The sequence below is a fragment of the Streptomyces venezuelae genome (assembly GCF_008642275.1).
Taxonomy (GTDB): Bacteria; Actinomycetota; Actinomycetes; order Streptomycetales; family Streptomycetaceae; genus Streptomyces; species Streptomyces venezuelae_E.
In genome coordinates this window covers 4,981,366-5,003,043 of record NZ_CP029189.1, presented here as the reverse complement: position 1 = coordinate 5,003,043, position 21,678 = coordinate 4,981,366, and the positions used below count along the sequence as shown (strand labels likewise).

Annotated in this window: 24 protein-coding genes; 10 read left to right on the top strand and 14 right to left on the bottom strand. The window is 71.8% G+C overall.

Going from position 1 to position 21,678, the window contains the following annotated elements:
- The first annotated feature begins 130 nt into the window (after positions 1–130).
- A complete protein-coding gene (gene sodX, locus DEJ51_RS22475; RefSeq protein WP_150259218.1) occupies positions 131–556 on the top strand; it encodes a nickel-type superoxide dismutase maturation protease in 426 nt (141 codons plus the stop codon).
- Here the strand turns inward: sodX and DEJ51_RS22470 are convergent.
- Positions 460–1,089: a CGNR zinc finger domain-containing protein gene (locus DEJ51_RS22470; RefSeq protein ID WP_150259216.1), complete on the bottom strand. Its 630-nt coding sequence runs from the start codon at positions 1,087–1,089 to the stop codon at positions 460–462. The two genes, sodX and DEJ51_RS22470, sit on opposite strands and share 97 nt — an antisense overlap.
- A gap of 82 nt (positions 1,090–1,171) precedes the next feature.
- On the opposite strand from DEJ51_RS22470, the gene DEJ51_RS22465 reads away from it, so the two are divergent.
- Positions 1,172–1,951: a class I SAM-dependent methyltransferase gene (locus DEJ51_RS22465; RefSeq protein WP_150259214.1), complete on the top strand. Its 780-nt coding sequence runs from the start codon at positions 1,172–1,174 to the stop codon at positions 1,949–1,951.
- Between the two features lie 69 nt (positions 1,952–2,020).
- On the opposite strand, the gene DEJ51_RS22460 is transcribed toward DEJ51_RS22465, so the two are convergent.
- The 3 genes from DEJ51_RS22460 to DEJ51_RS22450 are packed head-to-tail and all read right to left on the bottom strand — an operon-like array spanning position 2,021 to position 4,728.
- Positions 2,021–2,785 carry an amino acid ABC transporter ATP-binding protein gene (locus tag DEJ51_RS22460; protein WP_150259212.1) on the bottom strand — a complete coding sequence of 255 codons (765 nt, stop codon included), beginning with the start codon at positions 2,783–2,785 and terminating at the stop codon, positions 2,021–2,023.
- Complete coding sequence (locus DEJ51_RS22455) at positions 2,785–3,726, bottom strand: amino acid ABC transporter permease (protein WP_150259210.1); 942 nt, start codon at positions 3,724–3,726, stop codon at positions 2,785–2,787. Before DEJ51_RS22455 ends, DEJ51_RS22460 begins: the two co-directional genes overlap by 1 nt.
- 39 nt (positions 3,727–3,765) lie before the next feature.
- Complete coding sequence (locus DEJ51_RS22450; RefSeq protein ID WP_150259208.1) at positions 3,766–4,728, bottom strand: ABC transporter substrate-binding protein; 963 nt, start codon at positions 4,726–4,728, stop codon at positions 3,766–3,768.
- 526 nt (positions 4,729–5,254) lie between these two features.
- Here DEJ51_RS22450 and DEJ51_RS22440 point away from each other — a divergent pair.
- The 4 genes from DEJ51_RS22440 to DEJ51_RS22425 all read left to right on the top strand — a co-directional run bounded on the left by DEJ51_RS22440 (position 5,255) and on the right by DEJ51_RS22425 (position 8,410).
- Complete coding sequence (locus DEJ51_RS22440) at positions 5,255–6,457, top strand: NADP-dependent malic enzyme (protein WP_150259204.1); 1,203 nt, start codon at positions 5,255–5,257, stop codon at positions 6,455–6,457.
- A gap of 150 nt (positions 6,458–6,607) precedes the next feature.
- Positions 6,608–7,570 (top strand): zinc-binding dehydrogenase, encoded by a 963-nt coding sequence (locus tag DEJ51_RS22435; RefSeq protein WP_150259203.1) that lies wholly within the window; start codon positions 6,608–6,610, stop codon positions 7,568–7,570.
- A 58-nt stretch (positions 7,571–7,628) separates the two neighbouring features.
- The gene (locus tag DEJ51_RS22430; protein WP_030013034.1) at positions 7,629–7,838 is read left to right on the top strand and encodes a helix-turn-helix domain-containing protein; all 210 of its coding nucleotides are present in this window, start codon (positions 7,629–7,631) and stop codon (positions 7,836–7,838) included.
- Positions 7,838–8,410 carry a Clp protease N-terminal domain-containing protein gene (locus DEJ51_RS22425; protein ID WP_150259201.1) on the top strand — a complete coding sequence of 191 codons (573 nt, stop codon included), beginning with the start codon at positions 7,838–7,840 and terminating at the stop codon, positions 8,408–8,410. Before DEJ51_RS22430 ends, DEJ51_RS22425 begins: the two co-directional genes overlap by 1 nt.
- A gap of 326 nt (positions 8,411–8,736) precedes the next feature.
- On the opposite strand, the gene DEJ51_RS22420 is transcribed toward DEJ51_RS22425, so the two are convergent.
- Positions 8,737–9,648 (bottom strand): PadR family transcriptional regulator, encoded by a 912-nt coding sequence (locus DEJ51_RS22420; protein WP_150259199.1) that lies wholly within the window; start codon positions 9,646–9,648, stop codon positions 8,737–8,739.
- A gap of 1 nt (position 9,649) precedes the next feature.
- Positions 9,650–10,591 (bottom strand): DUF4097 family beta strand repeat-containing protein, encoded by a 942-nt coding sequence (locus tag DEJ51_RS22415; protein WP_150259197.1) that lies wholly within the window; start codon positions 10,589–10,591, stop codon positions 9,650–9,652.
- A 148-nt stretch (positions 10,592–10,739) separates the two neighbouring features.
- Here DEJ51_RS22415 and DEJ51_RS22410 point away from each other — a divergent pair, with 148 nt between their 5' ends.
- Entirely contained in the window at positions 10,740–11,612 is an 873-nt protein-coding gene (locus DEJ51_RS22410) for a hypothetical protein (protein ID WP_223835934.1), read from the top strand.
- 76 nt (positions 11,613–11,688) lie between these two features.
- Here DEJ51_RS22410 and DEJ51_RS22405 read toward each other — a convergent pair whose 3' ends face one another.
- From DEJ51_RS22405 to DEJ51_RS22395, 3 genes are all read right to left on the bottom strand, one after another.
- Positions 11,689–12,810 (bottom strand): CU044_5270 family protein, encoded by a 1,122-nt coding sequence (locus tag DEJ51_RS22405; protein WP_150259195.1) that lies wholly within the window; start codon positions 12,808–12,810, stop codon positions 11,689–11,691.
- Positions 12,807–13,436 (bottom strand): RNA polymerase sigma factor, encoded by a 630-nt coding sequence (locus DEJ51_RS22400; RefSeq protein WP_190620564.1) that lies wholly within the window; start codon positions 13,434–13,436, stop codon positions 12,807–12,809. Before DEJ51_RS22400 ends, DEJ51_RS22405 begins: the two co-directional genes overlap by 4 nt.
- Before the next feature lie 131 nt (positions 13,437–13,567).
- Complete coding sequence (locus tag DEJ51_RS22395) at positions 13,568–14,503, bottom strand: LysR family transcriptional regulator (protein WP_150259191.1); 936 nt, start codon at positions 14,501–14,503, stop codon at positions 13,568–13,570.
- Between the two features lie 210 nt (positions 14,504–14,713).
- On the opposite strand from DEJ51_RS22395, the gene snpA reads away from it, so the two are divergent.
- Positions 14,714–15,382: a snapalysin gene (gene snpA, locus DEJ51_RS22390; protein ID WP_190620562.1), complete on the top strand. Its 669-nt coding sequence runs from the start codon at positions 14,714–14,716 to the stop codon at positions 15,380–15,382.
- 1 nt (position 15,383) lies between these two features.
- On the opposite strand, the gene DEJ51_RS22385 is transcribed toward snpA, so the two are convergent.
- From DEJ51_RS22385 to DEJ51_RS22365, 5 genes are all read right to left on the bottom strand, one after another.
- Positions 15,384–15,590, bottom strand: coding sequence for a hypothetical protein (locus DEJ51_RS22385; RefSeq protein ID WP_150259189.1), 207 nt, complete (start codon positions 15,588–15,590; stop codon positions 15,384–15,386).
- A gap of 37 nt (positions 15,591–15,627) precedes the next feature.
- Positions 15,628–16,215, bottom strand: a complete 588-nt coding sequence (locus DEJ51_RS22380) for a dihydrofolate reductase family protein (protein WP_150259187.1) — start codon at positions 16,213–16,215, stop codon at positions 15,628–15,630.
- A 109-nt stretch (positions 16,216–16,324) separates the two neighbouring features.
- Positions 16,325–16,918, bottom strand: coding sequence for a GNAT family N-acetyltransferase (locus DEJ51_RS22375; protein ID WP_150259185.1), 594 nt, complete (start codon positions 16,916–16,918; stop codon positions 16,325–16,327).
- Positions 16,919–17,095: 177 nt separating this feature from the next.
- Positions 17,096–18,148, bottom strand: a complete 1,053-nt coding sequence (locus DEJ51_RS22370) for a family 2 encapsulin nanocompartment cargo protein polyprenyl transferase (protein WP_411757397.1) — start codon at positions 18,146–18,148, stop codon at positions 17,096–17,098.
- Positions 18,145–19,551, bottom strand: coding sequence for a family 2B encapsulin nanocompartment shell protein (locus DEJ51_RS22365; RefSeq protein WP_150259183.1), 1,407 nt, complete (start codon positions 19,549–19,551; stop codon positions 18,145–18,147). The genes DEJ51_RS22370 and DEJ51_RS22365 overlap by 4 nt, the downstream gene beginning before the upstream one ends.
- A 236-nt stretch (positions 19,552–19,787) precedes the next feature.
- Here DEJ51_RS22365 and DEJ51_RS22360 point away from each other — a divergent pair, with 236 nt between their 5' ends.
- Both DEJ51_RS22360 and DEJ51_RS22355 read left to right on the top strand, forming a co-directional pair.
- Positions 19,788–20,243, top strand: coding sequence for an RrF2 family transcriptional regulator (locus DEJ51_RS22360; protein WP_150259181.1), 456 nt, complete (start codon positions 19,788–19,790; stop codon positions 20,241–20,243).
- Between the two features lie 156 nt (positions 20,244–20,399).
- Positions 20,400–21,596, top strand: a complete 1,197-nt coding sequence (locus DEJ51_RS22355; protein WP_150259179.1) for a globin domain-containing protein — start codon at positions 20,400–20,402, stop codon at positions 21,594–21,596.
- Positions 21,597–21,678: the final 82 nt, after the last annotated feature.

Genomic DNA, 21,678 nt, shown 5'->3' with positions numbered 1-21,678 from the left:
TACTCGCTGAACAACCGGATTTCGCGGGCGCCCCCATGGGCTTAGGACAAAAGTCCAGGGGCTCGGCCGGACCGGTGAGCGAATGTACGGACCCGTGCGGCAGCATGCGGGGGTGACGAGGAGGACGCGCATGGTGGAGAACGGGCGCCCGCGGAAGCAGTTCGGGATCGTGGAGGTGACGGGGCCGTCGATGGCGCCGACGCTGGCCCACGGCGACCAGGTGCTGGTCCGGTACGGGGCGGCCGTCCGTCCCGGTGGCGTGGTGGTGCTGCGCCATCCGTTCCAGCAGGACCTGCTGGTCGTCAAGCGGGCGGTGGAGCGGCGGCCGGGCGGTGCCTGGTGGGTGCTCGGGGACAACCCGTACAACGAGGCGCCCGGCGACAGCACCGTCTTCGGGCCGGTGCCCGCGGAACTGGTGCTGGCGACGGCGCTGGTCCGCTTCCGGCCGCGCGAGGAGGATCAGCGGTCGCTGAGGGCCCGGTTGTCCTGGGCGGCGTCGGCGGTGCGCCCGCTGCGGGCGGACTCCTCGGCCTCCAGCCGCTTGCGGGCGCGGTAGGCGGCGACGTTCGCCCGGGTGGCGCAGCGGTCGGAGCAGTAGCGCCGGGAGCGGTTGGTGGAGGTGTCGAGGTAGGCGTTGCGGCAGGGCGCGGCCTGGCACAGGCCCAGGCGGTCGGGGCCGTGCTCGGTGAGGGCGAAGGCCAGGCCCATGGACGCCATGGCGGCGTAGCCGGCGGAGGCGTTCGAGGGGTGCTCGGCGAGGTGGATGTGCCAGTCGGGCCGGCCGTCGTCGTCGAGGATCTCGTGGCCGGACACCTGGGGGCTGACGGGGAACTCCATGAGCAGCGAGTTCAGCAGGTCGACCGCGAGGACGTGGTCGCCCCCGTCGGCGGCCTCGAAGACGGAGCGCAGCCGGCCGCGGACGTTGCGGAAGCGGGTGACGTCGCCGTCGGTGACGCGGCGCGCCATCTGCTGACTTGCGCCGAACAGGTCGCGGACGGCGTCCACCGAGGTGAGTGCGTCCTTGTTGCGGGCCGGCTCCTCGGTGTTGACCAGGCGCACGGCGAAGTCCGAGTAATGGGCCAGTTCCACTTGTAGTCCTTACGGCTGCGGATTAATGTCTCTGGTAACGGCTGAGACGTCTTCGAGGGTATTACGTGTGGAGGGGTTCGGGATGACGGATACGGCGGATACGACCGAAGCGGCGGGCACGACCGACTGGCAGGCCTGGCAGGACAGCTGGGACCGGCAGCAGGAGTGGTACATGCCCGACCGCGAGGAGCGGTTCCGCGTGATGCTGGACATGGTCGAGGCACTGGTGGGACCCGCCCCCCGGGTGCTGGATCTCGCATGCGGTACGGGAAGTATCACGGACCGCGTCCTGCGGCGGTTCCCGGAAGCCACCAGTACGGGCGTCGATCTCGACCCGGCCCTGTTGACCATCGCCGAGGGGCACTTCGCGGGGGACGGGCGGGTCACGTTCGTGACCGCCGACCTCAAGGACCCGAACTGGCGCGCCGCCCTCCCCCACGACCGCTACGACGCGATCCTGACGGCCACCGCCCTGCACTGGCTGCACAGCGAGGACCTGGCCGTGCTGTACGGGCAGCTCGCCCCGCTGCTGGCCCCGGGCGGGGTGTTCATGAACGCCGACCACATGCCCGACCCGGCCACCCCGCGCATCGGCGCCGCCGAGCGCGCCCACCGGCACGCCGGCATGGACCGGGCCAAGGCGGCCGGGGCGGTGGACTGGCGCGAGTGGTGGGACCTGGCGGGCGCGGACCCGGCGCTGACCGAGCACGTGAAGCGGCGCTTCGAGATCTACGGGGAGCACGCGGACGGCGACACCCCCTCCGAGGCCTGGCACGCCGAGGCCCTGCGGGCCGCGGGCTTCGCGGAGGCCCGTACGGTCTGGCGCTCCCCCTCGGACGCACTGGTCCTAGGTCTGAAGTAGGGACTTCGCAACGCCCGAGGGGCGGTACGGGATCCCGTACCGCCCCTCGTCCGTCCCGCGGGTGCGGAACTACAGCACCTTGGACAGGAATGCCTTCGTCCGGTCGTGCTGGGGGTTGCCCAGGACCTCACGGGGGTGGCCGGACTCCACGACCACGCCGCCGTCCATGAAGACGAGGTTGTCGCCGACCTCGCGGGCGAAGCCCATCTCGTGCGTGACCACGATCATGGTCATGCCCGATTCGGCGAGGTCCCGCATGACGTCCAGGACGTCACCGACCAGCTCCGGGTCGAGCGCCGAGGTGGGCTCGTCGAAGAGCATCAGCTTGGGCTCCATGGCCAGCGCGCGGGCGATCGCCACGCGCTGCTGCTGGCCGCCGGAGAGCTGGGTGGGGTAGTTCCCGCCCTTGTCGCCGAGACCCACCCGGTCCAGGAGCTTGATCGCGCGCTCCCGCGCGACCGACTTGGACTCGCCCTTGACCATGACCGGGGCTTCCATCACGTTCTCGATGGCCGTCATGTGCGGGAAGAGGTTGAAGCGCTGGAAGACCATGCCGATGTCCCGGCGCTGCGCCGCGACCTCGCTGTCCTTCAGCTCGTAGAGCTTGTCGCCCTTCTGGCGGTAGCCGACGAGGTCCCCGTCGACGTACAGCCGTCCGGCGTTGATCTGCTCCAGGTGGTTGATGCACCGCAGGAAGGTCGACTTGCCGGAGCCGGACGGGCCGACCAGGCAGAAGACCTCACGCGGGGCGACCTCCAGGTCGATGCCCTTGAGGATGTGCGCCGCACCGTAGGACTTGTGGACGCCCTCGGCCTTCACCATGGCAGTCGTCATCAGGCCACCGCCTTGCGGTTCGAGAAGCTGGACAGTTTCGCCTTGATCTTCTGCAGCGGTGTCGGCGGCAGCGAGCGGAGCGCACCACGGGCGTAACGGCGCTCCAGGTAGTACTGGCCGACGCTGAACACCGAGGTCAGGGCGAGGTACCAGATCGACGCGACGAAGAACATCTCCATCACCGCGAACGAGGTCGAGGCGATGTCCTGGGCGGCGCGCAGCAGGTCGAAGTACTGCACGGCGACCACGAGCGAGGAGGTCTTGAGCATGTTGATGAACTCGTTGCCCGACGGCGGCACGATCACCCGCATGGCCTGCGGCAGCACGACGCGGCGCATCGTCTGGGTGCGGGTCATGCCGAGCGCGTGCGAGGCCTCCGTCTGGCCCTCGTCGACCGACTGGATGCCGGCCCGGACGATCTCCGCCATGTAGGCGCCCTCGTTCAGGCCCAGACCCAGCAGGGCGGCCAGGAACGGGGTCATGACCTGCGTCATCTCGTCCTTGTAGAACCCGAGGTTCAGGATCGGGAAGATCAGGGCGAGGTTGAACCAGATCAGCAGCTGCACGTACACCGGGGTGCCGCGGAACAGCCAGATGTAGAACCAGGCGATGGTGCTGGTCACCGGGTTCTTCGAGAGCCGCATGACGGCGAAGAGGATGCCGAGGACCAGGCCCAGGGCCATCGAGGTGATGCTGATCCAGACCGTGTTGACGACGCCGCGCAGGATCGACGGGTCGAACAGCTTCTCCGGAACGGTCGCCCAGCGCACGTTGCCCTGCGAGAAGGCGAAGACGAGCGCCACGACCAGGCCGATGACGACCACGGCGCTGATCCAGCGGCCGTAGTGGCGCACCGGGATGGCCTTGATGGCCTCGGGGGGGACGGCCCCGGCCGGCGGGGTGTCCGCCGGGTCCGGGACCTTGTCGAGCTTGTCAGTCACAGTGACTGCCCTTCAGTGTGCTGCGGTGGTACGCGGAGGTCAGGAGCCGGCGTTGATCTTGGCCTCGGTCACGGCGCCGGAGCCCGCGTTCCACTTGTCCAGGGCGGCCTTGTAGCTGCCGTCCTTGATGACCGCGTCGAGGGCTTCCTTGAGCGCGTCGCGCAGCTGGGTGTTCTTCTTGTCCACCGCGATGCCGAAGAGACCGGCGTCGGTCGGGTTGGCGATGGCCTCGAAGTCGTTGCCGCCACCGGCGGTCTGCGCGATGTACGCGGCGACCGGGGAGTCGTTCAGGTCGGCGGCGGCGCCACCGGCCTTCACGCGGGTCTGGGCCTCGGCGTCGGTCGGGAAGGACTCGATCTTGAGCTCGCCCTTGCCGTCCGTCTTGCACTTCTCGGCCTGGGTCTTGGCCGACTCCTCGTACGTGGTGCCGCGCTGCACGGCGACCGTCTTGCCGCACAGGTCGTCGAGGGTCTTGATGCCCTGGGGGTTGCCCTTCTTGACCAGGATGCCGGTCGAGGCGGAGAAGTAGTCGACGAAGTCGACACCGGCACCGGTCTTGGCGCCCTTGTCGTCCAGGCCCTCCTGACGGGCCTTGGTGTCGGTGAGCGAGGACATGACCAGGTCGCTGCGACCCGTCTGCATGCTGCCGATCAGGGTGTCGAAGGTGCCGGACTCGAACTTGAACTGCACGCCGAGCTGCTTGGCCAGGGCCGCCGCCACGTCGGGGTCGACACCGACGATCTTGCCGCCCTCGGTGAACTCCATCGGCGCGTAGGTGGCGTCCGTGCCGACCTTGATGACACCGGCGTCCTGGATCTTCTTCGGGAGCTTGGAGAAGAGCGGCGCGCTGCTGTTGGCGGCCGCGCCCGACGGGGTGCTGGAGGCCTTGTCGGTCTGGTCACCACAACCGGTGAGGATCAGGGCGCCCGCGACCGCGATCGCGCCGACCGCGGCGATCCGGGACCGTGCGGCGGTCGTACGACGGGTGGTGCTAGCGGTCATGGCTTGGTTCCTCCGGCGCTGGTGGAAAAGCAACGAAAAACGGTCGAACACGCACCATCGAGTGTCGCGACCTTGTGTGATTACGGCATCTTGCCATTCGGACTGAGACATTCAGGGTGCCCGTCAGGTCAAAATCGCATAACGGGCGCCCCGGGTAGCCCAACAGGACTGCGGGGAAGGGGCTTCGAGGCCGCAGATACTGCTGTGACCTGCTGGTTTTGCCGCAGTTTCTCCGGGGCGTCTCGCCCACTGGACGGCAAGGTTTGGACTTTTCGCCAAAAGCCGGGCAGCAGGCCTACAGTTGAGCGGGAATCGACTCGTCTGGGCGAGCGTTCTTCGGGTAGAACAGATCCTTACACCCCTCATCCGGGGCTCAGGGCGCGCGTGCGGCGCGCCCGCGCGTACGAACCTCCCCTTCGCGGAGACGGGCCAACCGTTGACGCGGAGTACGGACGCGGTGCCCGCCCACCCCTTAACCAGGAGTGGCCACCCTCAACGAACAAAAGGAATTAAGGGGTCACACGAAGTGGCAGCGGAGATCGTCAACCCTCGCAGCGACAGCGCGACGGACAACAACCCCGACGCGGTGTTCGCACTGCACCGGGGCGGCAAGATGGCCATCCAGGCCACGGTTCCGGTGAACGACAAGGACGACCTGTCCCTCGCGTACACGCCGGGCGTGGCGAAGGTGTGCACGGCCATCGCCGAGCAGCCGGAGCTGGTGAACGAGTACACCTGGAAGTCCAACGTGGTCGCCGTCGTCACCGACGGCACGGCCGTGCTCGGCCTCGGTGACATCGGCCCGGAAGCCTCCCTCCCCGTGATGGAGGGCAAGGCCATCCTCTTCAAGCAGTTCGGTGGTGTGGACGCGGTTCCGATCGCGCTCGCCACCAAGGACACGGACGAGATCGTCGAGACGGTCATCCGTCTGGCCCCGTCCTTCGGCGGGGTCAACCTGGAGGACATCTCGGCGCCCCGCTGCTTCGAGATCGAGCGCCGCCTCCAGGAGGCGCTGGACATCCCGATCTTCCACGACGACCAGCACGGCACGGCCATCGTGACGCTGGCCGCGCTGCGCAACGCCGCCAAGCTCACGGGTCGCACCCTCGGCGACCTGCGCGCCGTGATCGCGGGCGCGGGCGCGGCGGGCATCGCCATCGCCAAGATCCTGGTGGACGCGGGCATCGGCGACGTCTGCGTCACCGACCGCAAGGGCGTCGTGTCCGCGGACCGCTCCGACCTGACGGACGTCAAGGCGGAGATCGCGGGCCTGACCAACAAGACCGGTCAGACGGGCTCCCTGGAGACCGCGCTGAACGGCGCGGACGTCTTCATCGGCGTCTCCGGCGGCTCCGTCGCCGAGGAGGCGGTGGCCACCATGGCGAAGGACGCGTTCGTCTTCGCCATGGCCAACCCGAACCCGGAGGTCCACCCGGACGTCGCGCACAAGTACGCGGCGGTCGTGGCCACGGGCCGTTCGGACTTCCCGAACCAGATCAACAACGTGCTGGCGTTCCCGGGCATCTTCGCGGGTGCCTTCAAGGTGCGCGCCACCCGGATCACCGAGGGCATGAAGATCGCCGCCGCCGACGCCATCGCCGGTGTCGTGGGTGACGAGCTCGCCGCCGACTACGTGATCCCGTCGCCGTTCGACGAGCGCGTGGCCGAGGCCGTCGCCACGGCCGTGGCCGCCGCGGCCAAGGCCGACGGAGTGGCCCGCCTGGTCTGAGACCGGAGCTGAGCAGTACGCAGAGGCCCGACCGGACCCCTCCGGTCGGGCCTCTGCGTGTCCCCGTCACCGCACGGGTGCGACGAAGGCCTCACCCGTGCGGTCGCGGGAGGTCTGGAACCGGGCCCTACCGAGCGGTAGCGTCGCCGCATGTTCGCTGCCTACGCCGCCCGAATCGACCGTGACCAGCCGCTGAACGGCCTTGAGCTGGGCGACCGCCCGGCCCCCGAGCCACGGCCCGGCTGGGTGACCGTGAACGTCAAGGCCGCCTCCCTCAACCACCACGACCTGTGGTCGCTGCGCGGGGTCGGCCTGGGCGAGGAAAGACTCCCCATGATCCTCGGCTGCGACGCCGCCGGGATCGACCAGGACGGCAACGAGGTCGTCCTGCACTCCGTGATCGGCCAGAGCGGCCACGGGGTCGGCCCGGACGAGCCGCGCTCGATCCTGACCGAGCGCTACCAGGGGACCTTCGCCGAGCAGGTGACCGTCCCCGCCTGGAACGTGCTGCGCAAGCCCGCCGAGCTCTCCTTCGAGGAGGCCGCCTGCCTGCCGACGGCCTGGCTGACGGCGTACCGGATGCTGTTCACCAACGCCGGGGTCCGCCCCGGGGACTCCGTCCTGGTCCAGGGGGCCGGCGGCGGTGTCGCGACGGCCGCGATCGCCCTCGGCAAGGCGGCCGGCCTGCGGGTCTTCGCCACCAGCCGGGACGAGGCCAAGCGCAAGCGGGCCGTGGAGCTGGGCGCGGTGGAGGCGTACGAGCCGGGTGCACGGCTGCCGCAGCGGGTGGACGCGGTGATCGAGACGGTGGGCGCCGCGACCTGGTCGCACTCCGTGAAGTCCCTGCGCCCGGGCGGCACCCTGGTGATCTCCGGCGCCACGAGCGGCGACCGCCCCGCGCACGCCGAGCTGACCCGGATCTTCTTCCTGGAGCTGAAGGTGGTCGGCTCGACGATGGGCTCGAAGGACGAGCTGGAGGACCTGCTCGCCTTCTGTGCGGCCACCGGGCTGCGGCCGGTCATCGACGAGGTGCTGCCGCTGGACCGGGCGCGGGAGGGATTCGAGAAGCTGGCGTCGGGCGACCTGTTCGGCAAGATCGTCCTCAAGCCCTGACCACCCTGGACGTCAACCAGGGTTGACGAACCTCTCGCGTCAACCTACATTGACACCCATGACCGAAGCCACTGATCTCGCCGAGCGGGCCGGTGACCGCGACCCGCGCGTGGGCCTGCGCGCCGTGGCCGCCCTCCGCAGGCTGCTGGAGCAGCTGGAGGCCGTACAGGTACGCAGCGCCCGCGCGCAGGGGTGGTCCTGGCAGGAGATCGCGGCCGAGCTGGGCGTCAGCCGGCAGGCCGTGCACAAGAAGTACGGGAGGCTCTGATGTTCGAACGCTTCACCCGCGACGCCCGGTCGACCGTGACCGGTGCGGTGACCGAGGCCCGGCAGACCGGGGCCGCCACCGTCACCGAGGAGCACCTGCTGCTCTCCCTGCTCACCCTGGGCACGCTGGACCCCCTCGGCGTGGACCGCACGGCGGTGGCCGCCGACCTCGCGGCGGCCCGCCGCCGGGGCGGCATGTCCCGGGCGGACGAGGAGGCCCTCGCCGGGCTCGGCATCGACCTCACCGAGATCGTCTCCCGCATCGAGGAGACCCACGGCGAGGGCGCCCTCGCGGCCCCCGCACCCCGCAGGCGGACCCTGGGCGCCTCGATCCGCTCCGTCCTCGGCCGCGAGGCCGCCGACGACCGCACCGGCAGCTACCGGGTGCCGTTCACCGAGGGCGCGAAGAAGGTGCTGGAGCAGTCCCTGCGCATCGCGCTGGGCCGCAAGGACCACCACATCGGCACCCTGCACCTGCTGCTGGCCCTCATCTCACGCCCCGGCACCGTCTCCGAGGTCCTCTCGGACCACGGCGTCACCTACGACACGGCCGAAACCACCCTGGCCGCCTGACCACTCCCCCAGCCCCACCGACGCCTGACCCGCGGGTCCGGGCCGGAGCCCCGCTCTTTCAGCCTCGCCGGCGTTTGAGGCGCGGGGTCCGGGGCGGCGCCCCACCCTTCCAGCCCACCGACGCCTGAGACGCGCGACCCGGGCCGGAGCCCCGCCCTTCCAGCCTCGCCGGCGTTTGAGGCGCGGGGTCCGGGCCGGCGCCCCGCCCTTCCAGCCCGCCGACGCCTGACCCGCGCGACCCGGGCCGGAGCCCCGCTCTTTCAGCCTCGCCGGCGTTTGAGGCGCGGGGTCCGGGGCGGCGCCCCGGCAGCGGTGCCGCGCACGAACTACGGCCTGGCCCCGAACGTGGTTCCCAGTCGGCCGCAGGCGGCTTCGAGGTGCCCGCGGGCCTCGGCCACCTGCGCCGCGGTCACCCCGCGGTCCCGCGCCGCGTCGCGGACCTCGTCGCGGAAGCGGTCCAGCAGCCGGTCCAGGTCACGGGCCGGGTCACCGGTGGCCGCGAGATCCGCAGCCCACTCCGAAGCCCGCCCCCCGTCCGCAGCCGCAGCCGCAGCCGCAGCCGAGGCATCGGCCGAGCCCGCGGCCGGCGCCCCGCCCCCGAGCCACGCTCCGGCCAGACTGCCGAGCACCCCACCGGACTTGGCGAACTGCTCCTGGAGCTGCCCCGCGATCCGCTGGACCTCCTCGCGGGCCCGCTCCTGGGCCTCCTTGGCCTGGCGGCGGGCCTGCTGCGCCTCTTCGCGGGCGCGCCGGCTCTCGTCCTTCGCCCGCCGCGCCTGTTCCTTCCACTCCTGCCGCGCCTTGCGCAGGTCCTCCTTGGCGGCCTTCCAGGACTCGTCCTCGACCTGGGTCGCCGACGCCGAGGCCGCGGCCCGCATCTCGCGGCGCAGGTCACCCGCCGCGCCCCGGACGTCGTCGCGGATCTCGGCGGCGAGCTCGGTGACCGAGTCGCGGATCTCCAGCTCCAGGTCGGCCAGTTCGCCGCCGCGGTCGGCCAGTTCGGCCCGGCCGGCATCGGTGATCGAGTACACCTTGCGCCCGCCTTCGGTGGCGTGCGTGACCAGGCCCTCGGCCTCCAGCTTCGCCAGCCGCGGGTACACGGTGCCCGCGGAGGGTGCGTACAGGCCCTGGAAGCGCTCCTCCAGCAGGCGGATCACCTCGTACCCGTGGCGCGGGGCCTCGTCCAGCAACTTGAGGAGGTACAGGCGGAGTCGGCCGTGGGCGAAGACGGGCGGCATGTCAGAGCACCTTCTTGTCGAGCGCGAGGGGGGCGGGACGGTCGGCGTCGGCCTGCGGGCGGCGCAGCAGCGCGATCGAGCCGGAGACCGTGGTCGCCCGCAGGGCGCCGGCGCCGGACCCGAGGGTTCCGGTGATCCGCTTGGCGCCCATCTGGCCGGAGACCCGCAGGTCCTCGAAGGCGTTGGAGACGCGGCCGGTGGCGGTGTTGGCCTCGACCTTGGCGTCGGCGGGGTGCGGGAGGCGGATCGCGACCTGCCCGGAGACGGAGTTGAGGAAGACGTCCACCGGCTCGGGGGCGGCGGGGTCCGCGGCGAGGTCGATGAGCATGTCCCCGCTGACCGAGTCCGCCCGCACGTTGCCGCCCGAGCCGTCGACCACCGTGAGGCCGCCGGAGACGGAGTGGAAGCCGAACTCGCCGGAGACGGACTGGGCTTCGACGCTGCCGGAGACGGTGTGCGCCTTGACCCGGCCGGACAGGCCGACCAGCGTGGCGTCGCCGGAGACCCCGTTGACGTCCGTGCCGCCGGAGATGCCGGAGACGAAGACGGCGGCGCCGACCGCGGCCACGTGCACCTGGGTGGCGGCGGGCACCGTGAGGGTGATCGCGACGCTGCGCTCCCAGGCCTTGCGGCCGGAGGCGGAACCGGCCCAGGCCTTCCAGGGCTTGGTCTCGAACCACTGCTTGAGGCCCTGGGAGCCGTTCCAGGGCAGGTCCTCGTAGGAGACGGTCAGGGTGCCGCCGTCCTGCACGACGTACAGCGGCGGGCCCTCCACCTCCGTCACCTCCAGGCGGGCCGGTCCCTCGTCGGCGGCGACCACGTTCACCGTGCCGCTCACGAGGCGGACGCGGAGCTCGGTCACCGGCTCTTCGAAGGTGAGCTTCTGCGGTGCGGCGAAGTGCCACGTCGACGGCGACGACGACTCGGGCGACTGCTCTGCCATGGTGCTGATCCTCCTCGTGCGTTCACGGACCGGGCTCGACGCACGCAACATATCGCGTCTTCTGCTAACACGATATATCGCGGTTGAGGGAAGTCAAGCGCCCTTCCGGAACCCCACGATTCAGGGTGTTTTGCACTATTGTGTGGGCATGTCAATATCCAGGGCCGCGACCGGTGGCATGCTGCTCTGCCGCGCCGAACCCCTTGCCGTCAGGCCCCCGGCACACCTGTTGCGCGTACGCCTGCTGCTTGCCCCGGCGGGCGAGTGGAGCGTGCTCGTCCCCGAGGACAAGCCGTGGCGGGACGGCCCGGAGTCCGTGACGGAGGTCCTCGCCGGCTGGGGCTCGGCGCTCGCGACCGGCACCGGCCGGCCGGTGCTGAGCCTGTGGTGGGAGGCCGGCCGGACCGGATTCGCCCTGGCCGGCGGGTTCCGGCGGACCATCGCCTACGCGTGGGACGCGGCGGGGCGTCCGGCCGGCGAGCCCGATGCCCTGCGGGCCCTGTCGGCACGGCTCGGCCTGGACCCCGTACTCGACCTGGAGGAGCTGGAGCGCCTCGCCCGCGCCGACGCGGACCCCGCCGTGGACGGGGAGGCCCGGCTGCTCGCACTGGTCGCCCTGCTCGTGCGCGCCGGACTGCGCCTGCCGCCGGGGCTCGCCCCGGGCGAACCGGCCGACCGGCTGCGCGGTGCGGCCCGGGTGGCACCCGGTGTGGAGACCCTGGAGTGGTCGGGCCGGCGCGACGCGATACGGGCCGGGCTGGACGCGATGGAACGGGGCCCGCTCGGCCCCTGGGTCCGCGGCCCCCGGGCCCGGCTGCTGGGGGCGGCCCACGTGGCGGCCGGCGCGCCCCTGCTGGCCTGGGCGGCCCACCGGCGCAGCCCGGGCTGGGCGGCGGCGGGCGCGGTCCTGGTGGCGCAGGGGGCCGCGTCCCTGGCGTACGACAGGGCCCGGACGCCGCGCCGGGGCCCGTCCGACGGGCCGGACCACCGGCCCCGCCGCCGGGACCGCCGCCGGGCATGAGCCGGGCAGGCACGGGCGAGGCAGGCAGGGACCGGGCAGGCACGGGCCGGGCGGGCAGGGGCCTGTGGGCGCGATGTCAGCGGGCCTCGGGGGGCAGCTCCTTCATCCGGTCGACGACGGTCCGGTTCACCACTGCACTGGTGAACACCACCGTCCCGGGCTTGATCAGGCCCTGCTCGCCGGCCTCACCCCGCACCTGGACGCTGCGCTCGCCGAGGAAGGCGAGGGTCCCCCGGTCGAAGATCCACTCTTCGCGCTGGCCGGAGCGCTCGTCGAGCCGGGCGACCGCGATCCCGGTGCGGCCCGCGGCGTCGACCGCGTCGTCCACCGTCACCACGCCGGGGATCTTCGCCGCGGCCTTGTACAGCGCGGCCGTGAGCTCGGCCGGCGGATAGCTGGCGCGCAGCAGGTCGCCGATCGTGGTGAAGGCCTCCTGGTCGGGGCCGTTGCCCATGCCCTTGGTCTCCTCGTAGATCCGCCGGAGCAGCACGTCGGGATCGGTGGGAAGGGTGGCGAGGTAGTCGTAGGTGGGCGCGTTCAGGTACGGGGTCCGGGCGTTGCCCTTCTCGTCGGTGCCCGCCAGGGTCACGCCCTTCGGGCCGGTGTTGCCGGGCTCGATCAGCCAGCCCTTGGTGCCGTCCGGCGAGTTCCACTGGTGGCGCATGTGCAGTTCCTCGCTGACCAGCGTGCTCTTGTCGCCGACGGTCTTCACGTACGTGGTGGCCGTCCTGCTCCCGATGTAGATGAACTGGTCCGGGCGCACCGCCGGGCCGGAGGCGGAGAAGGACGCCAGCGAGATCCGGTCCAGGAGCTGCGGCGTGCCCTTGGGGTCGGCGGCGCCGATCCGGGTGGTCAGCGCCGGCCCGGTGGCCAGCGTGGAGCCGGGTCCGTCCGGGGCGCCGCGTTCCGCGTAGGACAGGAAGCCGACGGCGAGTGCGCCGGCCAGGGCGAGGGCCGCGGCGGGCACGAGGACGGCCCGGCGCAGGAACGGGTTGCGCGCACGGCCGGCCCGGGCGGTGGGGGTGGCGGTGGCCGTGGCGGCTGCATCGGTGGCGCGGAGGTCTTCGTGGATCTGGGCCATCAGGCGCTCCTTGAGGAACTGGTGGCGGCCCGCGGGCAGTTCCCGTTCGGCGAACGGCGCCAGGAGCGGGTGCTCCTCACCGCCGGCCGGGCGGGGCCGGGAGAGGTCGGGGTTCATCGGGTTCCTTCCTGTGCGGACCGGACCGTGTTCGTGCGGTCGCCATATGCCTGTCGGGGCGGGGCCACGAGTTCCCGCTTTTTCTTCTTCATTTCTGTTTCAGCGAGTTTGCGTAGCTTCGTACGGGCCCGGGACAGCCTGGAACGGACTGTTCCGACCGGGATGCCGAGAACCCGGGCGACTTCGGCGTACTCCAGGCCTTCCGCGAGGCACAGCAGGAGCACTTCGCGCTCGGGTCCGCGCAGCGCACTCAGCTGCCCGAGCGTGACCGCGATCCGCCGCCGGTCGTCCAGCCGGCCGGCCACTTCTTCGGCGTGGTCGGGCACGGATGCGGCGCCGGCTGCCGCCGTGGCGGCAGCAGCGGCGGCCCGGTAGCGCCGGTTGCCGCGGCAGTGGTTGCGGGCGAGGTTGGTGGCGATGCCCAGCAGCCAGGGCCGCAGCGAGCCGCCCTCGGGGTCGACCGTGCCGCGCAGCCGCCACGCCTCCAGGAAGGCGGCCGACATGACGTCTTCGGCGGCGGCCCAGTCGCCGGTCATCCGGAAGGCGTGGTTGTAGAGGGTGCGTGCGTAGCCGTCGAACAGCTCCGCATAGGCGTCCGGATCCCCGGACCGCACCCGGGTTCGCATGTCTGTCGTCACTCCTGTCGGCTGTCCGGCACCCGGCGCGGAGTTCCCGTGACCTGCGTCACGTCCACCTCGGCCCGGCGCGGCAGGCAGAGCCTAGACGGCCCGGGCGGGGCGAGGTCCGGCGCGCGGAGCTACGCCGCCTCCAGCAGCGGGCTCGCATGGTGGTGGAGCCATGCCCGGTAAGGGGGCGTCCGCAGGGCTGCCTCGCGATAGGCGGCGCGCAGGTCCTCGTAGACCTCCGCGTGGGCGCCCGGCCGGGTGGCCAGCAGCAGGCGTACGGCGAGGGGGTCTCCGCAGAGCGGCCGGATCGCCATGTCCTCGCGCGGCCCGGAGGTCGGCTGGCACGGGGCGACGGCCTCGCCGGAGATGATCAGCGAGGTCGCCGTGTGGTAGTCGGCGTGCAGCACCGGCGGGTCCAGTCCGGCCCCGGCGAACACCCGGCGCAGGCCGTCCCACTCGCCGTCGACCGAGGGGTCGACCATCCAGCGGTCGGCGGCCAGGTCCCGTAAGGAGACCACCGCCTGCCCGGCGGCCGGATGGTCCCGGGCCATCGACACGAACTGCGGTTCCCGTTCCATCAGTACGTGCATCTGCAGCCCGGACGGCACCCGCAGCGGGCTGCCCTCCACCTCGTGCACGAACGCCACGTCCAGCTGTCCCGCGGCGACCATCCTGAGCAGCGCGTTGGCGGAGACGTCGACCACGAGCGAGGTCTCGGTGTCCGGAAGCCGCCGGTGGATCCGCCGCAGCCAGCCCGGCAGCGCGCTGCTGGCGGTGGAGCCGATGCGCAGTCGCGAGGCGTGGGCCAGTTCGCGGGCCTCCGCCACCAGCGCGGCCATCTCGGCGAGCAGGGGGCGGGCCCGGCCCAGCACGGTCCGGCCGAAGGGCGTGGGGCGGCAGCCGGTCCGCTCGCGCAGGAACAGCTCGCCGTCGAGGGCCCGTTCGATGCGGCGCAGCTGGGTCGTCAGGGAGGGCTGGCTCACGCCGAGTTGCCGGGCGGCCTTGTGCAGGCTCCCGGCGTCGGCGATGGCGCACAGTGCGCGCAAATGCCTGACCTCAAGCTCCATGCCCCGAGGGTAGGCCGGTCCCGGTGGACCGCACCAGCCACCGATAGCCCCCCGAATCCCGCCATTCTCACGCTAGTTGGGCTGCCGAAATCTCTACGATAGGACCGCGCTATCGGGGAGTGACATCATCCGCCGGGCACTTCCCCTCCCGCAGACTCCGGTTCGAAAGACCCACCCCCCACCGCACCGGACGAGTAGGAGCTCCCCCACATGCGCCACTCCCGTAAGGCCATGCTGGCCACCACCGTCGGCCTCGGCCTCGCCGCCACCCTGGGTGTCGTCCCCACCGCCACCGCCGCGCCCGCCCCCGCCGGAAACGCCGTGAGCTACGCCGCGTACGAGCGTTCGCCGGAGAACGAGGCCGCCAACGCCGCCTTCTTCGAGGCCGTGCAGCGTTCGGTCGCCGAGCAGCGCGCCGCGAACCCGGGCGTCCTGGCCGTGACCGTCACGTACAACACCCGCAGCGCCCCGAGCTTCCGCAGCCAGATAGCCCGCTCCACGCAGATCTGGAACAGCTCGGTGTCCAACGTCAAGCTGCAGGAGGTGTCCTCGGGCGGGAACTTCTCGTACCGCGAGGGCAACGACTCACGTGGCTCGTACGCGAGCACGGACGGGCACGGCCGGGGTTACATCTTCCTGGACTACCGGCAGAACCAGCAGTACAACTCCACCCGGGTGACGGCGCACGAGACCGGCCACGTGCTGGGTCTGCCGGACCACTACTCGGGCCCGTGCAGCGAGCTGATGTCGGGCGGCGGTCCGGGCACGTCGTGCACGAACGCCAACCCGAACTCCGCCGAGCGGGCACGGGTGAACCAGCTCTGGGCCAACGGCTTCGCCTCCGGTCTGGGTGCGAAGGATCTTGCCACCAAGGGCTGAGTCACCGCTCCTCGGAATCCGCGTAGTCGGAGCAGTCGGGGTTCCGGCAGGGACCCCGGCCCCACACCGGAATGAAGATCCCGAGGGACTTGCGCCGTCTGACGACCGTGTCGACGCGGCGCCCGCACGCCGGGCACGTCTGCTGTTCGTGCCCGGCCTGCGGGGCCACCGTCTCGTGCACGTGGTGCTGCTGCTGTTCACCGGCCATACCTCCACGGTAGGCCGGTTCCGTGCGTTGCGGCGGGTCAGCTCTCCCGGACGTCGTACGTGCTGATGATCTGGCCACCGCCGAAGCTCTTGACTCCGGTGAGCTCCAGGAGGCGCGTGTCGAAGCCGGCGCGGGACATCGGCATGCCGGTGCCCGCGAAGACCGGGTAGGTCTTGACGATGATCTCGTCGATCTCGTCGATCAGCTGGGTGGCGAGGTCGGCTCCGCCGCAGAGCCAGATCCCGAGACCGTCCCGGGCCTTCAGCTCGCGGACCTGCGCCGCGAGGTCCCCGCTGAGCAGCCGGACCTGCGGGTCCGGTGGGGTGGCGAGGGAGCGCGAGACGACGTACTGCTCGGGCAGGTGGCCGTAGGGGTTGGTCACGCCCTGCTTCAGGCCCGCCTCGTAGGTGGTGCGGCCCATGATCACAGCGTCGAAGCGCCGGGACGGCGCATCGGTGATGCCGAGCTGGACGCGTCCCGGGGTCGCGATGGTCTCGGGGTATTCGGCCACGAGATGTCCGAGGAACTCGGCGTCGACGTGGCTGTAGAAGAAATCGCCGTCGCCGGTCGGGTCACCGATGAACCCGTCGACCGAGGTGGCGATGAAGTACGTGAGCTTGCGCAAGCGATTCTCTTTCACTCGGGAGTGCCGCCGCATCGGAGCACGTCGCATAAAGTACTTCGCTTGCAGTGGTTAGGCAAGGGGGATCCTCCGCGCCGGGACCGCGGCCCCCTCAGCCGCGCGGCTTGCGCCACATCGGCCACATCAGCGGCCCGTCCGGAAGCCGCACCGCCTCCCCCGTGAACTCCCAGCCGAGCCGCTCGTACAGCCCCTTGCTGCGCTCGCTGCTCGCCTCCAGGTACGCCGGCACGCCCTCGCGGTCGCAGCGCTCCAGCACCGGCCGGATCAGCTCGCTCCCCAGCCCCTGCCCCTGGCGGCCCGGGGCGACCGCGATCATCAGCAGGTACTCGTGTTCCTCCGCCGTCGGGTGCACCGCGCCCGTGAGGCGCCCGACCAGCTCGCACCGCTCGTTGTCCGGGTCCGCCACGGCCCGCATCCGCGCCGGGACCTCGTCCTCGCCCTCGGGGACGCCCGCCGGGATCCGCAGCCACAGCGCCGCCGCCGAACCGTCCGCGGCGTAGTCGATCCGGCCCTCCTCCAGCGCCACGTCCACGAACACGCCCAGGAACTTCCCGTGCACCGCGGCCCGGTGCTCCGGGTCCGGGAAGACCCAGCTGCTCACCGGGTCGGTACGGAAGGCCTCGTCGAGCAGCCGTGCCACGGCGTCCCGGTCCGACTGATCCGCCTGACGTATCTCCAGCACCATGGGTCACACCCTTCACTCAAGCGTCAACAAACCTGAGTGATCCTAGAGTTGACACAGAGATGCAGTAAGGCCCGTTCCGGCACCGTGCGGTGCCGGAACGGGCCTGGCCGGCTCCTGCCGGTCCCGTCGGCCGAGCCCCCCCTCGGGCTCCCCGGACCTACGCGCGCCCCCGCGCGCTCACCTCGTACGGCGCGTCACGAACTCCGCGAGCGCCAGCAGCCCGCCCGCCGCCCCGAGGTCCGGAACGGCCCGGGACAGCTGCTGGACCGCCCGCCCCATCCGGTCCGCGGCCTGCGCCTGCGCCCAGTCGCGCCCGCCCGCCCGGTCCACCGCGTCGGCCGCCCGGCGCACGTCGTCCCCGGTCATGGGCCCGGCGTACAGCTCGGCCAGCTCCTTCCCCGCCGCGGTGTCCGAGGTGAGGGCGGCCACGACCGGGAGGGACTTCTTGCGGGCGATCAGGTCGGCCCCGGCGGGCTTGCCGGTGTGTCCCGGATCCCCCCAGATGCCGATCAGGTCGTCGATCAGCTGGAAGGCCAGCCCGGCCTCCCGCCCGAAGGCGTCCATGGCGTCGACCTCGTCCGGCCCCGCCCCCGCGTACAGGGCGCCCAGCGCGCACGCGCAGCCCAGCAGCGCCCCGGTCTTGGCCGTGGCCATGGTCAGGCACTCGTCGAGCGAGACCTGCGGACGCCGCTCGAACGCGCAGTCCGCCTGCTGGCCCGCGCACAGCTCGATGACACAGGCCGCGAGCCGGGCCGAGGCCGCCGCGGCGGCCGGATGCGGATCCTCCGCGAGCAGCCGCAGCGCGAGCGCCATCATCGCGTCGCCCGTGATGAGGGCGTCCGGCGTCCCGAAGACGGTCCAGGCCGTGGGCCGGCCGCGGCGCCGGACGTCCTTGTCGATGATGTCGTCGTGCAGCAGCGTGAAGTTGTGCGCCAGCTCCACGGCCGCCGCCGCCCGCACGGCGTCCTCGGCCGGGCCGGCCCCCGGACCGCGCAGGGCCTGGGCGGCGGCCAGCACCAGGGCCGGCCGGATGGCCTTCCCGGCCCCGCCCGCGGCGGGGCTGCCGCCCTCGTCCTCCCAGCCGAAGTGGTACATCGCCACGCGCCGCATCGAGCCCGGCAGGCTCTCGACCGTGCGGCGCAGCTGCGGGTCGACCGCTTCTCTCGTCCGTTCCAGCAGGGCCGCGGCGTCCTGGCCCTCACCGGTCGCGATGGCGTTCACGGCGGTCAGCGCCAGCGGCCGATCTCGACGTTCTCCAGCACGCCGAGCGCGTCCGGCACCAGCACCGCGGCCGAGAAGTAGGCGGTGACCAGGTAGGAGATGATCGCCTGCTCGCTGATCCCCATGAAACGGACCGACAGGCTCGGCTCGATCTCGTCCGGGATGCCCGGCTGGTGCAGGCCGATCACGCCCTGCTCGTCCTCGCCGGTGCGCATGCACAGGATGGACGTGGTGCGGGCGTCGCTGATCGGGATCTTGTTGCTCGGGAAGATCGGCACACCGCGCCAGGCGGGCACCCGGTTGCCGCCGACGTCCACCGACTCCGGGTAGATGCCGCGCTTGTTGCACTCGCGGCCGAAGGCGGCGATCGCCTTGGGGTGCGCCAGGAAGAGGTTGGAGCCGCGCCGCATGCTGAGGAGCTGGTCCATGTCGTCGGGGCTGGGCGCGCCGTCGTGCGGCTGGATGCGCTGGTCGTAGTCGGCGTTGTGGAGCAGGCCGAAGTCGCGGTTGTTGAGCATCTCGTGCTCCTGGCGCTCGCGCAGCGCCTCGACCGTGAGCCGCAACTGCTGCTCGGTCTGGTTCATCGGGTGGTTGTAGAGGTCGGCGACGCGGCTGTGCACCCGCAGGACCGTCTGCGCGATGGAGAGTTCGTACTCGCGCGGCCGGGCCTCGTAGTCCACGAAGGTGCCGGGGAGGACGGCCTCGCCCTGGTGGCCGGCGGAGAGCTCGATCGCGGCCTCGCCGTACTTGTTGGTCTCCCGGTCGGGGCGGGTCCGTACGTCGTCCACGTGCGCGCGCAGCGACTCGACCCGGTCGGCGAGGATCTGGAAGTCCTGCCGGGACAGGGCGAGGACGGTGCCGGAGGTGGCGGCGCGGGCGGTGTACTCCCAAATCGATTCTTCGTCGACGAGGGAGTCGTCGCCGAAGTAGGCGCCGTCGGCGACGGTCCGCAGGACGGCGTCCTCGCCGTAGGGGCCGGGGCCGATCTGCTCGATGCGGCCGTGGGCGAGCAGGAAGACCTGGTCGGCGGGGCTGCCGAAGGAGGTCAGCTCCTGGCCGGGCTCGAAGTCGATCTGCCGGCAGCGCCGGGCGAGTTCCCCGAGGACGTCGAGGTCCTCGTAGTCGCGCAGCAGCGGGAGCTCGCCGAGTTCGGCCGGGATCACCTGGACCTGGGTGCCGGTCTTGACGAACTCCACGACGCCGTTGCCGACGGAGTAGCTCAGCCTGCGGTTGACGCGGTACGTGCCGCCCTGCACCGGCACCCACGGCAGCATCTTCAGGAGCCACCGCGAGGTGATCTCCTGCATCTGCGGCGCGGACTTGGTCGTGGTTGCCAAGTTCCGTGCGGCCGTCGTCCCAAGACTGCGCTGCGGTGTCTGGGCCTCGGACTCGGAACCCGCCTGGACCGACATGTCTTTCCCTTTCGATCACTCCATGGATCTGCGGGTGCAGCCTGTCAGCACGGAACGTGGTCGGACCATTACACAAAAGGGTGGGACTACTCCTTCTGGGTGCGGGGCACTCTTTGGGGTCCCCCATCTCCCCCGCGAGCCCCATCAGCCTCACCCACCCCATCAATTCCGGCCATGCGCGCACCCCGCGACCACCTAACTTGCATAGAAGATGCAAGTTTCCCTACGGTGGCCCCATGCGGCTGACCCGATTCACCGACCTGGCGCTGCGCGTCCTGATGCGCCTGGCCGTCGAGGAGGCGGACCTCCCGACGACCCGTGACGTGGCGGCGACCATGGAGGTCCCCTACACGCACACCGCCAAGGTGGTCGCCAGGCTGCAGCATCTCGGCCTGGTCGAGGCCCGGCGCGGCCGTGGCGGCGGGCTCGCCCTGACCGCCGCCGGGCGCGCCGCGCCGGTCGGCGCGGTGGTGCGCGAACTGGAGGGCGAGGGGGACGTCGTGGACTGCGAAGGCGCCACCCCCTGCCCGCTGCGCGGGGCCTGCGTCCTGCGCGGCGCGCTGCGCCGTGCCCAGGAGGCCTTCTACGCCGCACTGGACCCGCTCACGGTGAACGACCTGGTGGCGTCCCCGACCGGTCCGCTCCTGCTGGGCATTTCGAGCAGGGCGCCGACCGGGTCCGGGAGCCCCTGACCCGTCCGGGCCGGATGGCCGACAACCGCCGCCCGCAGAGCCGGACCGGCGGCAAGGCCGAACAGAAGTCCGCATCACCGCGGTCCTTCTGCGATCAAAAATACGCATCTCAGATGCAAATTCACACAGTCACGTTCATCCCGCGAGGAGTTCCGCATGCTGTCCGACAAGTCGAGCGCGATCGTACGAGCCACCCTGCCCGCCGTCGGAGCGGCGATCGGCGACATAGCCGAGCTCTTCTACACCAAGCTCTTCGCGGCCCACCCGGCACTGATCCGCGACCTCTTCAACCGGGGCAACCAGCAGGCCGGCCTCCAGCAGCAGGCCCTCGCGGGCTCCGTCGCCGCCTTCGCCACCCACCTCCTCGCCCACCCGGACACCCGGCCCGACGTGATGCTCGGCCGCATCGCGCACAAGCACGCCAGTCTCGGCGTCACCCGCGAGCAGTACCCGGTCGTCCACCGGCACCTCTTCGCGGCGATCGCCGAGGTGCTCGGCGATGCCGTCACCCCCGAGGTCGCCCAGGCGTGGGACGAGGTCTACTGGCTGATGGCGAACGCCCTGATCACCCTGGAGGAGCGCCTCTACGCCGAGCAGCGGGTCGTCGCCGGCGACGTGTGGCGCGAGTGGACCGTCACCGGCCGGGTGGCGGAGACGGCCGACTGCACCACCTTCCGGATCACCCCCGCGGACGGCGCGCCGGCGCCCGCGCACAAGCCCGGCCAGTACGTCTCGGTCCAGGTCGAACTCCCGGACGGCGCCCGCCAGATCCGCCAGTACAGCCTCGTCACCGCCCCGGGCTCCGCGGTCCGCGCGATCACCGTCAAGCGGGTCCACGGCCCGGCCGCCGGGGGCCCCGACGGCGAGGTGTCCAACCACCTGCACGCCCGTGTCCGCGTCGGCGACACCCTGCGGGTCTCGGTCCCGTACGGCGACCTGGTCCTGGCGGATTCGGCCGCCCCGGTACTGCTCGCCTCGGCCGGCATCGGCTGCACCCCGATGCTCTCGATGCTGGAACACCTGGCCGACACCGGGCACACCGCCCCGGTGACCGTGCTGCACGCCGACCGCTCCCCCGCCGACCACCCGCTGCGGGGCGACCACCGGGCGCTGACGCACAAGCTGCCCGACGCCTCGGCCCGGTTCTGGTACGAGGAGTCGGCGGAGCCGGGCGACGGCGAGGGCCGCATGGACCTCTCGGCGGTCCCCCTCGCCCCGGGCACCCGGGCCTACCTGTGCGGGCCGCTCCCCTTCATGCGGGCCGTGCGCGGGCAGCTGATCGCCAAGGGTCTGCCGGCCGCCGACATCCACTACGAGGTCTTCGGGCCGGACCTCTGGCTCGCATCGGCCTGAACCGTGACGCCTGGCTGGATCGGCTCGCTCGGTGTACGAATGCACTAGCCGCGGAAGGGTCGCCTCCACTAAACCGGAGGGT

Excerpts from the sequence above, each read along its gene's own strand:
- DEJ51_RS22385 (WP_150259189.1), bottom strand. The coding sequence starts at position 15,590 with ATGGCCGGTGAACAGCAGCAGCACCACGTGCACGAGACGGTGGCCCCG.
- DEJ51_RS22355 (WP_150259179.1), top strand. The coding sequence starts at position 20,400 with ATGCTGTCCGACAAGTCGAGCGCGATCGTACGAGCCACCCTGCCCGCC.
- DEJ51_RS22435 (WP_150259203.1), top strand. The coding sequence starts at position 6,608 with ATGTTCGCTGCCTACGCCGCCCGAATCGACCGTGACCAGCCGCTGAAC.
- DEJ51_RS22360 (WP_150259181.1), top strand. The coding sequence starts at position 19,788 with ATGCGGCTGACCCGATTCACCGACCTGGCGCTGCGCGTCCTGATGCGC.
- DEJ51_RS22425 (WP_150259201.1), top strand. The coding sequence starts at position 7,838 with ATGTTCGAACGCTTCACCCGCGACGCCCGGTCGACCGTGACCGGTGCG.
- snpA (WP_190620562.1), top strand. The coding sequence starts at position 14,714 with ATGCGCCACTCCCGTAAGGCCATGCTGGCCACCACCGTCGGCCTCGGC.
- DEJ51_RS22465 (WP_150259214.1), top strand. The coding sequence starts at position 1,172 with ATGACGGATACGGCGGATACGACCGAAGCGGCGGGCACGACCGACTGG.
- DEJ51_RS22410 (WP_223835934.1), top strand. The coding sequence starts at position 10,740 with ATGTCAATATCCAGGGCCGCGACCGGTGGCATGCTGCTCTGCCGCGCC.
- DEJ51_RS22415 (WP_150259197.1), bottom strand. The coding sequence starts at position 10,591 with ATGGCAGAGCAGTCGCCCGAGTCGTCGTCGCCGTCGACGTGGCACTTC.
- DEJ51_RS22365 (WP_150259183.1), bottom strand. The coding sequence starts at position 19,551 with ATGTCGGTCCAGGCGGGTTCCGAGTCCGAGGCCCAGACACCGCAGCGC.
- DEJ51_RS22430 (WP_030013034.1), top strand. The coding sequence starts at position 7,629 with ATGACCGAAGCCACTGATCTCGCCGAGCGGGCCGGTGACCGCGACCCG.
- DEJ51_RS22450 (WP_150259208.1), bottom strand. The coding sequence starts at position 4,728 with ATGACCGCTAGCACCACCCGTCGTACGACCGCCGCACGGTCCCGGATC.
- DEJ51_RS22420 (WP_150259199.1), bottom strand. The coding sequence starts at position 9,648 with ATGCCGCCCGTCTTCGCCCACGGCCGACTCCGCCTGTACCTCCTCAAG.
- DEJ51_RS22395 (WP_150259191.1), bottom strand. The coding sequence starts at position 14,503 with ATGGAGCTTGAGGTCAGGCATTTGCGCGCACTGTGCGCCATCGCCGAC.
- DEJ51_RS22400 (WP_190620564.1), bottom strand. The coding sequence starts at position 13,436 with ATGCGAACCCGGGTGCGGTCCGGGGATCCGGACGCCTATGCGGAGCTG.
- DEJ51_RS22375 (WP_150259185.1), bottom strand. The coding sequence starts at position 16,918 with ATGGTGCTGGAGATACGTCAGGCGGATCAGTCGGACCGGGACGCCGTG.
- sodX (WP_150259218.1), top strand. The coding sequence starts at position 131 with ATGGTGGAGAACGGGCGCCCGCGGAAGCAGTTCGGGATCGTGGAGGTG.
- DEJ51_RS22460 (WP_150259212.1), bottom strand. The coding sequence starts at position 2,785 with ATGACGACTGCCATGGTGAAGGCCGAGGGCGTCCACAAGTCCTACGGT.
- DEJ51_RS22405 (WP_150259195.1), bottom strand. The coding sequence starts at position 12,810 with ATGAACCCCGACCTCTCCCGGCCCCGCCCGGCCGGCGGTGAGGAGCAC.